Source organism: Streptomyces sp. NPDC091279, assembly GCF_044757465.1.
In the GTDB taxonomy this organism is placed as follows: Bacteria; Actinomycetota; Actinomycetes; order Streptomycetales; family Streptomycetaceae; genus Streptomyces.
Map to the genome: position 1 here is coordinate 202372 of NZ_JBIVVA010000001.1, position 12735 is coordinate 215106.

Here is a 12735-nt window from a genome sequence, read left to right on the forward strand (position 1 = left end):
AAGCCCGGGCGGGGAAAGGGGAATCGCGAGCCCGGGTGCAGGGGCGGATTCCGCTCTATTGCAGGCCGTTCGAGGGATGCCTCGGCAGAGAAATGGACCTGTCGTATCCGGGGTTATTTATGGTTGCTTTACTTGGAAGAGGTGGGCCTTTTGCTGATTGATGGAATCGCCTTTTCTCAACTCCGGTCGTGACCGGGGGAGTCGGGGGGTGATCCGAGGCCGGCGAGGTGCGGGCCCGCTTCACTTCGACCCGGCGAGGTGCGGGGTGGGAGTCACTTCAACCCGGCGTTGAGCGAGGGCAGCAGCCGCTTCATGACCCACGGGATGCTCAGCACGCTCGGTGCGCTGGTCGCCTGGGCCTCGGTGCGGTCCATCCCCGCGTACGCCTTGTTCTTCACCGCGGGCAGCGCGGAGAAGGTCGCGTCGGACTCCAACTGCCGTTGGTCCTTGGCGGTGTTGTACCAGACCAGCAGGGCGTCGGAGGTCAGTTCGTCCGTGCGCTCGCTGCTGATCCGGTGGGCGAAGGTGTTCAGCTTCTTGGCCTTCGAGACGACCGGGTCGAGCGTCATGCCCACCGACTTGAGAAGGTTGGTGCGCTCGTCGTCGTAGAGCACGATGCTCCCGGTGGAGGGCATCGGGTAGGCGTAGATGAAGGTCTTCCCCTTGAGGTTCGGGTACGTCGAGGCGTCCTGCTTCAGCTCGTCCGTCACCTTCGTGACCGCCTGCTCGGCCTCCTTGCCCCGGCCGAGCGCCTTGCCGATCAGGCGGGTCTGCTCCTGCCAGGGCGTGCCGTAGGCCACGCGGTCCTTCGTGTAGCCGACCGTCGGGGCGATCTTCGACAGCTTGGCGTAGTCCGCGGAGGTCAGGCCGGACTGCACGGCCAGGATGAGATCCGGGTGGAGCGCGGCGATCTTCTCGACGGGGTAGCCGTCGGTGGTGTCGAGGACCTCGGGGCGTGAACTGCCCAGTGCCGCCTGGTCCCACGGGCCCACGCCGTGCTCGAAGGAGTCCTCGGTCTTGACCACGGCCACCGGCCGCACACCGAGCGCGAGTGCCGCGTCCTGGTCGCTCCAGCCGAGCGCGACCACGCGCGTGGGCTGCTTCTTCAACGTCGCCGAGCCGAACTTAGAAGCGATCGTGACGGGGTAGGCGCCGGCGTCCGGCTGCGCGTCGGCGGCGGACCCCGAAGACCCCGAAGACGCCGAGGTCGCGGACCCTGTGGAGGAGCCGCTGCCGCACCCGGTGAGCAGGAGGGCGGAGGCGGTGAGCAGGCAGGCCGCGGCGGCGCTTCGAGGCCTCTTCCTCGGCGACCCGTCCGCAACTGGAGCGAGGCGCGGGGAAATTGACAGGTAATTCATAAGTGGTGTCCCTTCGGGGAGTGGGGAAGGGCAATCGCGGATGAGTGGCCGCTGCATGGAGCGGCGGGCAATTGCCTGATGGGTAAGGGGAGGCTAACCTAAGTCCTTGTGTTCCCTCCAGGCCCCTCGCGGAATACCGCTGTCCCCGCGCGTACTTCGGTCGACGCGTCCCGCGATTTCCCCACGCCGCACGGCTTTGCTGACGCACAGCCCCCCGACCGCTCCGTGTCCCGTATGCCGGGTCGCCGGGCGGCCGGGGTCGCCGGGTGTCTGCTCGCCCTCGCCGCCGCCGTCGTGCTGAGCCTCGCCGTGGGCTCCCGGTCCATCGCGCCGCACACCGTGGCCGACGCGCTCTTCCACTTCCACGGCGGCAGCGCCCAACTGGTGGTCAGGCAACAGCGCTTGCCCAGAACCGGGTTGGGCATCCTGGTGGGCGTGGCGCTGGGCCTGTCCGGAGCGCTGATGCAGGGGCTGACCCGCAACCCGATCGCCGACCCGGGCCTCCTGGGCGTCAACTCCGGTGCCTCGGCGGCCGTGGCCACCGCGATCGCGTTCGGCGGGATGCGCGGACCGCTCTCCTACGTCTGGTTCGCCTTCGCCGGAGCCGCCCTCGTGGCGGTCCTGGTCCATCTGCTCGGCTCGGTGGGACGCGTCGCCGCCACCCCCGCCCGGCTCGCCCTCGCCGGGACCGCCGTCACGGCGGCCCTGGGCGGCTACACCTCCGCCGTCCTCCTCCTCGACCCGGACGCCTTCGACCAGTTCCGCTACTGGAACGTCGGCTCCCTCGTGGGACGTGAGGCGGACACCGTCCGGCAGATGCTCCCCTTCGTCGCCGTCGGCACCCTCCTCGCCCTCGCCCTGGCCCGCCCGCTCAACGCCCTCGCCCTGGGCGACGACGCCGGACGCGCCCTCGGCACGCGTCCCGGACGCACCCGCGCGCTCGGCGGTCTGGCGGTCACCCTGCTGTGCGGGGCAGCGACTGCTGCGGCGGGCCCGATCGGCTTCGTGGGGCTGGCGGTTCCGCACATCGTGCGGGTGTGGACCGGGCCCGACCAGCGCTGGATTCTGCCCTGCTCGGCGCTGCTGGCCCCCGCCCTGCTGCTCGCCTCCGACGTCCTGGGCCGGGTGGCCGCCGAGCCCGGCGAACTGGAGGTCGGCATCGTCACCGCGTTCCTCGGCGCCCCCTTCTTCATCGTTCTGGTACGACGCGGAAGGCCGGCCGCACCGTGAACCTGCTCCACTCACCTGACTCACCTGACTCACCTGACTCACCTGACTCACCTGACTCACCGGGCTCACCGGGCTCACCGGGCTCACCGCCCTTGCCGCGCAGGCCCGTTCGGGTGCTGGGCCTCGGCTCCGTCGCCGTCCGGTTCAGGCCGCGCGGTCTCGTCGTGTGCGCCGTGCTCCTGCTGCTGATCGTCGCCGTCGGCCTGTGCACCCTCGCCACCGGCGACTACGCCATCCCCGTACCGGATGTGGCGCGGGCCCTGCTCGGCGGCGGCGACGCCGCGACCCGCTTCGTGGTGGACTCCCTGCGCGCTCCCCGGCTCGTGGTGGCGCTGCTGGTGGGCGCCGCCCTCGGCCCGGCCGGCGCGGTCTTCCAGAGCATCACCCGCAACCCGCTCGGCAGCCCGGACATCATCGGGTTCGGGGCCGGCGCCTCCTGCGGTGCCGTCGCCGTCCTGGTCCTCTTCCACGGCGGACCCGGCGCCGTCTCCGCCGGTGCCACGGCGGGCGGACTCGGCACGGCCGCCGCCGTCTACCTCATGGCCCTGCGGCGCCGGGCGCTCAGCAGCCTGCTGCTCATCCTGGTCGGCATCGGTGTCACCGGCATGCTCACCGCGTTCAACGAGTGGCTGCTGACCCGCGCCTCCCTCAACGACGCCGAGACCGCGCAGCGTTGGCTCACCGGCAGCCTCAGCAGCGCGTCGTGGGGGACCGCCGTTCCCCTCGGCATCGGCGTCGCCGTCCTGCTGCCGGTGCTGCTCCTGCTCGGCCGCCGCCTGGACCTGATGGAGATGGGGGACGACTGCGCCCGCGCCCTGGGCATACCGGCCGAGCGCGTCCGGCTGGCCGCGGTCGTCCTCGCCGTCGGCCTGGTCGCCTTCGCCACCGCGGCGGCCGGCCCCGTCGCCTTCGTCGCCCTGGCGTCCACACAGGTGGCCCGGCGGCTCACCCGCACCCCCGGCGTCGGCCTCACCGCCGCCGCCCTGACCGGGGCCCTGCTCACCACCCTCAGCGATCTGGCGGGGCAACACGCCTTCCCCTCCGCCCAGTTGCCCGTGGGCGTCGCGACCGCCTGCCTGGGCGGCGGGTACCTGGGCCTGCTCCTCCTGCGGCAGGGGCGGGCCGCCCGTTGACCCACCGCACCACCGAGCCACCGGACCGGCGCCCGCCCTGCGCGGCCCACGACCCACCGGGCCACCACCCACCCGCCTCCTCCCGCCCGGCCGCCACGCCACCGGTCCCCCCCCACTCTTCGCCGCACCCCCCACAGGCCCCCCACCGGCCCAACCGCCGTACCGACACAAGGAGTTGGCAGCCATCCTCATGGAACACACCGAACAGGGCGTGATCCGCTGGGCGTTCCGGTGCCGACGCCGATGGATCGTCGGAGCCACCGTGTTCACCGCCCTGCACCAGGTCTGCGAGGCCGCAGTGCCGGTCGGCGTCGGCCTGGTCATCGACCACGCGATACGCGACGGCAGCCCCCTGGACCTACTGGCATGGCTCGCCGCCCTCGGGGCGTTCTTCCTGGTCCTCACCACCGTGATGCGGCTCGGCGGCCGCTGCAACCGGCGGGCCAGCCAGGGCGCCGCGCACCTGCTGAGGATGGCCGCCGTCGAACGGGTCCTTGACCCACGGGGGTTCGCCCACCGCACCGACCCCGGCACCCTGCTGTCCACCGTCACCAACGACGCCCTGCGCATCGGCCTCGGCAACCGCTTCTGGGCGCTGGCCGGCGGCGCCCTCGCCGCGCTCCTGGCCGGGGCCGCCTGGCTGCTGGCGACCAGCGTGCCCCTGGGGCTGCTCGTCCTGGCCTGCCTGGTCCCGCTCCTGGTCGCCCTGCGGCTGTTCGCCACCCCCCTCAGCGCCCGCAGCGGCACCGAACAGGCCCAGGTCGCCAGGGCCACCGGCACCGCCGCCGACCTCGTCCTCGGACTGCGGGTCCTCAAGGGCCTGGGCGCCGAGGCCGCCGCGCTGCGCCGCTACCGCACCGCGAGCCGCGCCTCGCTCGCCGCCACCGTCCGGGTGGCCCGCTGGGAGGCCGGCTACGAAAGCGTCACCCTGCTCCTCAACGCCGTCTTCCTGGCCGCGATCGCCTGGGCGGGCGCCCGCTTCGCGGCGGAGGGGACCATCACCGTCGGCCAGTTCGTGGCGGCGGTGGGGCTCGCCCGGTTCCTGGTCGGGCCCAGCGAACGACTGGGCGCGGCGCTGGCCCTGCGCGCCCGCGCCCGCGGCTCCGCCCGCCGGTTCGCCGCACTCCTCGACGAGCCCTACGCCGTCCAGGACAACGGCGGTGAACGCCCGCGCCCGCGCGGCGACATGGCCCTGCGCGGCATCGTGCACGGCGCCCTGCGCGGCGTCGACCTGACGGTGCCCGCAGGACAGGTGGTGGGGATCGCGACCGGCGACCCCGCGGCCGCCGCCGACCTCCTCGACCTGCTCGCCCTGCGGGCCGTCCCCGAACAGGGCACCGTCGCCCTGGACGACACCGACCTCACGGCGGCGGGCCCGACCGCGGCCCACCGGGCGGTCCTGGTCGCCGACCACGACGGGGACCTCTTCGACGGCACCGTGGCCGAGAACGTCGCCGCCGCCCTGCTGCACGCACGGCCCGACGGCGAGGACGCGGCGGACCCGGCCCGCCGACCGCCCGAGCAGTCCGCCTCGGTGGTCGCCGCCATGGCCGCCGCCGCAGCCGACGACGTCGTCCGGGCAGGACCGGACGGCGACCGGGCCACCATCGGCGAACGCGGCCGCTTCCTCTCCGGCGGGCAGCGCCAACGGGTCGCCCTCGCCCGGGCGTTGGCCGCCGACCCGCCCGTACTCGTGCTGCACGAACCGACCACGGCCGTCGACGCGGCCACCGAGGCGGCCGTCGCCGCAGGCCTGCACCGGCTCCGCGAGGGACGCACCACCCTGCTGGTGACGACCAGCCCGATCCTGCTCCGGCACTGCGACCGGGTCCTCTTCCTGGCGGACGGCCGCGTCCGGGCCGAGGGCACACACGCCCGACTGACCGACGACGAACCCGCATACCGCACGGTGGTGATGGCATGAACGCCCCGAATCCCGCTCCCCAGAACACCTCCGCGCCCACGGAGACCTCGTCCGCCGCGCACGACCGGGCCGCGCAACTGCTCCCGACCGCCACTTCGGCCGCCGTCCGCGCCGAACTCGTCGCCGGGCTGCGCCGCGCCCCGCTGCGCCCGCTCGTCGCGCTGCTGCTCCTGGTGGGCGGGGTCGTGGCCTCGTTGGTCGTCCCGAGGGCCCTCGGCCGGGTCGTGGACGAGGTCACCGCGGGCGGCGCCTCCGCGCAGAGCGTGACCGCACCGGTCGCCGCCATCCTCGTCGCCGGGCTCGTCGGCGCCCTGTCGAGCGGCTGGGGGACGGCCCTGCTGGCCCGCTCCGGCGAGGAACTGCTCGCCGCACTGCGGGAGAAGGCCCTGGGGCACGCCCTGGCCACGCCCCAGGAACAGGTCGAACGGTCCGGCACCGGTGACCTGGTGGCCCGGCTCAGCAATGATGTGTCGCTGCTCGGCGAGGCGGTGCGCGAGGTGCTGCCGAAGGTCGTCACCGCCGTTCTGGAGATCGGCCTCACGTTCGTGGCGCTGCTCCTGCTCGACTGGCGGTTCGCGCTCACGGCGCTGATCGCGGTGCCCCTCCAGGCGTACGCGGTGCGCTGGCTGACCCGCACATCGCGGCCGGTGCGCCGGGCCGAGCGCGAGGCACAGGGCCGCCTCGCGCAGACCTTCCTCGAAACGGTGGAGGGAGCGGACACCGTACGGGCGTTCCGGCTCACGTCCTGGCGGACAGCGGCGGGCGACGCGGCGTCCCGTGAGGTCCGCGACCTCGCCCTGACCGCCACCGGCATCGGCACCCGTTTCTTCGGCAAGCTGAACGGAGCGGAGTGGACGGGGCTCGCCGCGCTGCTCGCGGTCGGCTATCTGCTGGTGCGTGACGGCGCGGTCGGGGTGGGCGCGGCCAGCGCCGCGGCCCTGTACTTCGTGCAGCTCTTCGACCCCGTCAACGGACTGCTCTCCTCCTTCGACAGCGTCCAGTCGGCCGGCGCCGCAGCGGCCCGCGTCGTCGGCCTCACCGGCCTGCCCACACCGCAGGGCGACCAACAGGCCGACCAACAGGGCGAGTTGCCCCAGGGTGCGGACGGCAGGGCCGGGCCACCGCGCGACCCTGCCGGAGCGACGCTGGAACTGCGCGGCGTGGGACACGCCTACACTCCCGGCCACCGTGTCCTCGACGACGTCCACCTCGCCCTCGTCGCGGGCGAGCGGGTCGCGGTGGTCGGCCCCTCCGGCGCGGGCAAGTCCACCCTGGCCCGCATCGTGGCCGGCGTGCACCGCCCGGTCGAGGGCACCGTGCTGCTCGACGGCCGCCCCGCCGAAGGGCGCGCCCACGGCCAGGTCGCCCTGGTCAGCCAGGAGACGCATGTGTTCGCCGGGCCCCTCGCCGACGACCTGCGCCTGGCCCGCCCCGCGGCCGACGACGAGGAACTCCGCGCCGCCCTCGCCACGGTGGACGCCCTGGAGTGGGCCGAGGCCCTCCCCGACGGCCTGGCCACCCGCGTCGGCCGGGGCGGCACGCGCCTCACCCCGGTACAGGAGCAGCAACTCGCCCTGGCCCGGCTGGTGTTGGCCGATCCGCCGGTGGCCGTCCTCGACGAGGCCACCGCCGAGGCGGGCAGCGCCGGTGCCCGGGTCCTGGAGGCGGCGGCCGAGGGCGCGCTCAAGGGGCGTACGGCCCTGGTCGTCGCCCACCGCCTCACCCAGGCGGTCCGTGCCGACCGGGTGGTGGTCCTGGACCGGGGCAGGGTCGCGGAACTGGGCACGCACGAGGAGCTGACCGCGCGGGGCGGACCCTACGCGCGGCTGTGGGAGGCCTGGTCGGGAGGGCGCGGTGGGCCGGAGAGCGCCGAGCGCGCCCACCTGCCCACCGCGCGGCCGAACCCGTCAGCGGATCAGCCGGGTCGGCCGGATCAGTCGTCGTCCTCGCTGAACCCGGCCCGCCAGTAGCCCTTGAACGTCACGGCCGTACGGTCCAGACCCCGTTCGTCGACCAGCTGACGGCGTATCCCGCGCGCCACCGACGCCTCGGCCGCCACCCACGCGTAGACACGCCCCTCCGGCACCGAGGCGCTGCGGACCGCTTCGGCGAGTTGGGACGGACCGTGCCCCCGGTGCAGCCACCGCAACGAGGTCTCGGCCTGCTCCACCGTGGGCAGGCCGAACTCGCCCTCGGGGCCGTCGACTTCGGCCAGCACGGTGATGTGCCGGATGTCGCCCGCCCCGTCGCGGGCGAGGCCTTCGAGGGTGGCGGCGATCGCGGGCAGCGCCGTCTCGTCCCCGGCGAGCAGCAGGGCGGCGGTGCCCTCCGGCGGCCGGAAGTCCACCCCGCCGGCGTCGGCGTCGGCCGGTCCGCACAGCAGAATGCGGTCACCGGCGGTGGCCGCGCGCGCCCACCGGGTGGCCGGTCCTGACGTGCCGTCGGGCGCCTCGTGCAGGGCGAAGTCGATGTCGACCTCCTGCCGGTGCGGCCGCTGCGCGCGCACCGTGTACGTGCGCATCACCGGGCGGATCTCCTCGGGAGTACGGCGCCACGCCTCGAACCAGCCGACGGCGTCGGCGTCCTCGGACAGCACCGGCTCCGCCTGGCCCGTGCGGGGCAGCATGAGCTTGCACCGCTGGTCGTAGCCGCCGCCGACGAAGCCGTCGAGCGTGTCCCCGGCGAAGGTGATCCGCACCATGAGCGGCGTGAGCCGCTCGGTGCGCGCGACCCGCACCGGAAACAGCCGGAACGCGGACCGCCGAGGCGGCCGGGCAGCCGGGGCCGCGTCTCCCGCGGATTGCGGAGAAGCGGGAGAAGTCGAAGAGGTAGACGACGCGGAAGAAGCGGGGGATGTGGGGGACATGGGATGCCTCCGAATTGCTGTAGGACGCCGACCGCCGCAATTCATGACCATCTCTTGGTAGTTGCGTGACCTTTCATGGGAACGTGCTTGGCGCATTGCGGACTTGAGGTGACTCTCATTTGAAGCGATCTTGACGGAGCCGGTCGGCGTCGGCTGTTTTGTGAGGTTAGGCTAACCTAAGCAATCGGGTTCCGCCCGGTCCCCCCACCCCTGTACCCTCCGGGAGTTCTCGCCCCATGACGGCACTCAACGACCAAGCTCACCAGGCCGGTTACGACGTCATCGTCGTCGGCGGCGGCCCCGCCGGCTCGACCGCGGCCGCGCTGACGGCCATGGCCGGCCACCGCGTGCTGCTGCTCGAAAAGGAATCCTTTCCACGGCATCAGATCGGGGAATCACTCCTCCCCGCGACTGTGCACGGAATCTGCACACTCCTCGGAGTGGCCGACGAAATACACCAGGCCGGGTTCATGCCCAAGCGCGGCGGCACGTTCCGCTGGGGCGCCAACCCCGAACCTTGGAATTTCCTGTTCGCCTACTCGCCCGTCCTTTCCGGACCGGCCTCGACCGCCTATCAGGTCGAGCGCATGAAATTCGACCAGATCCTCCTCGACAACGCCCGCCGGGTGGGCGTCGAGGTCCACGAACAGGCCACCGCCCTCGCCTCGTTGACGTCCCCGACCGATGCCGGTGAACGGGTCACCGGTGTGCGCTGGCGGGACAAGGACGGCACGGAGCACGAGAGCACCGCGCGGTTCGTCGTCGACGGCTCGGGCAACACCGGCCGGCTCTCCCGCACCCTGGGCAAGCGCCGGTACTCGGAGGCCTTCAAGAACATCGCCCTCTACGGCTACTTCGAGGGCGGCAAGCGCCTGCCGGGCCCGGACGCCGGCAACATCCTCTGCTGCGCCTTCGACGAGGGCTGGTTCTGGTACATCCCGCTCACCGACGAACTGACCAGCGTGGGCGTGGTCGTCAACCGGTCCAGGGCGCAGGCCTTGCAGCAAGACCCCGAGACGGCACTCAAGGACCTCATCGAGCGGGCGCCGATGATCCGCGAGTACCTAGCGGACGCCACCCGCGTGACGGAGGGCCCCTACGGCCAACTCCGGGTCCGCAAGGACTACTCGTACGCCATGGAGCGCTTCTGGGCGCCGGGCATGGCGCTGGTGGGCGACGCGGCCTGCTTCATCGACCCGGTCTTCTCCACCGGGGTGCACCTCGGCACCTACGGGGCGCTCCTCGCGGCTCGCTCCATCAACGCCGTGCTGGCGGGGGAGCTGACCGAGGAGCGGGCGTTCGAGGAGTTCGAGCGGCGCTACCGGCGTGAGTACGGGGTGTTCTACGAGTTCCTGCTCGCCTTCTACGACATGCGGCAGACCGAGGAGTCGTACTTCTGGGAGGCACGCCGCGCCTCGGAGACGGCCACCTCGGATCTGAACGCGTTCGTGGAACTCGTCGGCGGCGTCTCCTCCGGCGAGACCGTGCTCACCGACCCGGACGCGCTGCGCGCACGGTTCGCCGCCTCCTCCGCCGAACTGGCCGAGGCGATAGACAGCACGGGCCCGGCCCGGACCCGCTCCGGGGAACGGATGGACAAACTGTTCGGCACCCAGGTCGTCGAGGGGGTCATGCAGGGGATGAACGAGGTCCAGGCCCGGGCCCGGCTCGGCGGCACGAGCGCCCTCGAACAGCCGCTCTTCCCCGGCGGACTGGTCCCCTCCCCGGACGGCCTGCGCTGGACGGAACCCGCCACCGACGCCGCACCGGCCGACGCCGCGGTCGGGACGGGAGCCGAGCGATGAGCGAACCGGCCACGAACACCGCCGCCCACGCGTCCGCGCCGCTGACCCGGGAGACGTTGCTGACGGACATCGCGGAGGTCCTCGACGAGGACCCCGGGAACATCGGCTGGGACGACGACCTCCTCGACGTCGGCCTGGACTCGATCCGGCTGATGCACCTCACCGTGCGATGGCGCGCCGCAGGTGTCGACATCGCCCTGCTGGACCTGGCGACCGAGACCACGCCGGGCGCATGGTGGGACCTGATCCAAGCGGCCGACGGACACCGGCAGGAGGCGACGACACCACCCACTCCGTGACCCCGACGAGCCGCCCGCTCCCGGGCTCAGGCCCGAGCTGATCCGCAGCCGCGTGCCCTGAACCGCCCGACTGTTCGAGCAGGTCAACGTGTTGTCGCCGGGGTCGGAGACCACCGCGCGGTGGGCAGGGTGATCGGGCAGGGTGATCTGGGCGGTGCGGGAACACCGCAGGGTCGCGCGGGATGCGCCCGCCGACCCCGGTCACGCTGATCCGGCCCGGAACGCGCCGGTGCGGCCCTGGTTCCCGGGCAACCCACACCACCGGCGAATGCGGGCGGGGTCCGAGCGGGCCTACGCCGAGGTGTCCGACTTGTGTGCGGTGGCGCGCGAGGTGGGTTCCCCTGCGTCCTCCGCCAGGGCCGAACGGACTGGAGCCACCCTTCTCCGCCCGACCGGATGCCGAACGGCCCCTGGCGCGAGGGGAGTTCCCCAGCGGGGGATCAGACGCCGACCCGATCCGCCCCGGCGGGCCCGATCGTCTCCGTCCTACAGGGTGACGGGGAGCAGTCCGGTCAGACCTTTGACGACGTCGAAACTGAGGGTGGCGGAGAAGAGCTGGTCCCCGGCGGCGAGGGGGCTCGTGCCGAACTTCTGGGCGAGGGCGTCGACGGCCGGGGCGGTCAGGTTGATGGGGGTGTTCTCGGCACTGACCTTGGTCAGGGCGAGCTTGATGCCGTCACCGTTGGTGGTGAGCGTCTCGATGCGTCGGCCGAGGTGCTCGGTGGTGATGACGCCACTGCGGTCGAGCTTCATCACCAGTGCCAGGTCCGTGAACTCGGCCCGCTTCCCGTCCCGTTGGAAGGCGAAGCCGCCGCGAGCCTTGCCGGTCACGCCGGACAGGTCGGTGTTCAGCTCCCCGCTGTCGAGCACCGAGTGCATGCACGGCCGGCCGTTCACGGTGGTCAGCGTCGCGGGCGCGACAGCGTCGAAGGTGACCCCGGCCGCGGCCAGGGCCTTGGCTGCGGTCCCGGTCACGCAGTAGTCGAACGGAGTTCCGGCACGCAGCTGCAACGGAGGCAACAGCCCACCGTCACCGGGCGCCTGCGCCGAGGCCGGGGCGGGGGCCAGCGTCGCGAACGCCAGAACGGCGAGGGCGGCAAGTCGCGCGCAGGTTCTCTTCACGGGGGCTCCAGGGTTCGGGTCGGCCACGCAGGCCGACGTGCGGGGATGCACCCGCCCAACGCCGACAGGCCGACCCCGGCACGCCCGCCCGGCGTGGATCACCCGAAGAGCGCCACGGGGCGGGCCGGATGCCGTCCGAACTGAGGAACCGTCGGCCCGGCGAACTCCCCGTCCGGCGCCGTCAGTCCGACACTCCACCCGGAGAATTCTCAGCCCGCCGAGCCCTCGGCTGGTCGCTCCGTCGTGAGGTCGCGTAGCAGGCTCTTGCCGTAGGACTCGATGGCGGCGAGGTAGTCCGCCGCGTCGGGATCAAGGAGCCACTGGCCCGAGATGCCGTCCAGGATGCCGAGGATCTCGACCGCCTTGAGACCCGGGTCGACGTCGGGGCGGATCTCGCCGCGCCGCTGCCCGATGGCGATCAGTTCCGCGATGTCGGCCCGCAGGGTGCGGTAGCGGTCCACGAAGAACTCGTGCGCGGGGCTGCCCTGGTCCAGGTTCTCCGCCATCAGGACGTAGAACAGCTTGATCAGGTCGGGTTGGCGGCTGTAGTGGGCGGCGATGGCGGGCAGTTCGCTGAGGGCCGCGAGGCCGCCGAGTTCGACGAGACGGCGTCCGGCGGCCTCGCTCAGCTGGTTGCGGCGCTCCACGACCGCCTTCAGCAGCCCCAGTTTGTTGCCGAAGTGGTAGATCAGCGCCGGCTCGGTCATGCCCACGGCCTTGGCGACCTCGGCCATCCGGGCCCCTCGGTACCCGTGCCGGGCGAAGAGGGTGTACGCCGCGTCGACGATCTCCTCACGGGAGCGCGCTCCCCGCGCCGACCTGACCCCTGTGCGGCCACCGCGCCCGGTCTCGTGCGTGCTCTCGGTCATGCGGCGATCCTACGCGACCCTCCTGACCAGTTTATAAGTCTGGATTCTGTTTGCATTTACTTAGTGGTTAGTAAGATCTGGCCCCGGAGGCGTCGGCGGCGGTCGCACAAGTCACCGCGCTGCTCACAC

10 protein-coding genes are annotated in these 12735 nt (G+C 72.8%); 6 read left to right on the top strand and 4 right to left on the bottom strand.

The genetic code is table 11. From position 1 onward, the window contains the following. Positions 1-272: 272 nt before the first annotated feature. A complete protein-coding gene (locus ACIQOU_RS00850) occupies positions 273-1358 on the bottom strand; it encodes an iron-siderophore ABC transporter substrate-binding protein (protein WP_401532718.1) in 1086 nt (361 codons plus the stop codon). A 234-nt stretch (positions 1359-1592) separates the two neighbouring features. Here ACIQOU_RS00850 and ACIQOU_RS00855 point away from each other — a divergent pair, with 234 nt between their 5' ends. From ACIQOU_RS00855 to ACIQOU_RS00870, 4 genes are all read left to right on the top strand, one after another. After that, positions 1593-2588, top strand: a complete 996-nt coding sequence (locus ACIQOU_RS00855) for a FecCD family ABC transporter permease (RefSeq protein WP_401532720.1) — start codon at positions 1593-1595, stop codon at positions 2586-2588. 92 nt (positions 2589-2680) lie between these two features. Further along, entirely contained in the window at positions 2681-3721 is a 1041-nt protein-coding gene (locus ACIQOU_RS00860; protein WP_401532722.1) for a FecCD family ABC transporter permease, read from the top strand. A 175-nt stretch (positions 3722-3896) separates the two neighbouring features. Then, the gene (locus tag ACIQOU_RS00865) at positions 3897-5645 is read left to right on the top strand and encodes an ABC transporter transmembrane domain-containing protein (RefSeq protein WP_401532723.1); all 1749 of its coding nucleotides are present in this window, start codon (positions 3897-3899) and stop codon (positions 5643-5645) included. Further along, positions 5642-7615, top strand: a complete 1974-nt coding sequence (locus ACIQOU_RS00870; protein ID WP_401532725.1) for an ABC transporter ATP-binding protein — start codon at positions 5642-5644, stop codon at positions 7613-7615. The genes ACIQOU_RS00865 and ACIQOU_RS00870 overlap by 4 nt, the downstream gene beginning before the upstream one ends. Here ACIQOU_RS00870 and ACIQOU_RS00875 read toward each other — a convergent pair. Then, positions 7579-8382 carry a siderophore-interacting protein gene (locus tag ACIQOU_RS00875; RefSeq protein ID WP_401532726.1) on the bottom strand — a complete coding sequence of 268 codons (804 nt, stop codon included), beginning with the start codon at positions 8380-8382 and terminating at the stop codon, positions 7579-7581. The two genes, ACIQOU_RS00870 and ACIQOU_RS00875, sit on opposite strands and share 37 nt — an antisense overlap. 365 nt (positions 8383-8747) lie before the next feature. Between ACIQOU_RS00875 and ACIQOU_RS00880 the strand changes: the two genes are divergently transcribed. Together ACIQOU_RS00880 and ACIQOU_RS00885 are read left to right on the top strand one after the other, a co-directional pair. Next, positions 8748-10316 (top strand): tryptophan 7-halogenase, encoded by a 1569-nt coding sequence (locus ACIQOU_RS00880; RefSeq protein ID WP_401532727.1) that lies wholly within the window; start codon positions 8748-8750, stop codon positions 10314-10316. Further along, positions 10313-10615 carry a phosphopantetheine-binding protein gene (locus ACIQOU_RS00885; protein WP_401532728.1) on the top strand — a complete coding sequence of 101 codons (303 nt, stop codon included), beginning with the start codon at positions 10313-10315 and terminating at the stop codon, positions 10613-10615. The genes ACIQOU_RS00880 and ACIQOU_RS00885 overlap by 4 nt, the downstream gene beginning before the upstream one ends. A 486-nt stretch (positions 10616-11101) precedes the next feature. On the opposite strand, the gene ACIQOU_RS00890 is transcribed toward ACIQOU_RS00885, so the two are convergent. Together ACIQOU_RS00890 and ACIQOU_RS00895 are read right to left on the bottom strand one after the other, a co-directional pair. Next, complete coding sequence (locus ACIQOU_RS00890) at positions 11102-11737, bottom strand: hypothetical protein (RefSeq protein WP_401532730.1); 636 nt, start codon at positions 11735-11737, stop codon at positions 11102-11104. A 209-nt stretch (positions 11738-11946) separates the two neighbouring features. After that, positions 11947-12606: a TetR/AcrR family transcriptional regulator gene (locus ACIQOU_RS00895; RefSeq protein WP_401532731.1), complete on the bottom strand. Its 660-nt coding sequence runs from the start codon at positions 12604-12606 to the stop codon at positions 11947-11949. Between the last annotated feature and the right edge of the window lie 129 nt (positions 12607-12735).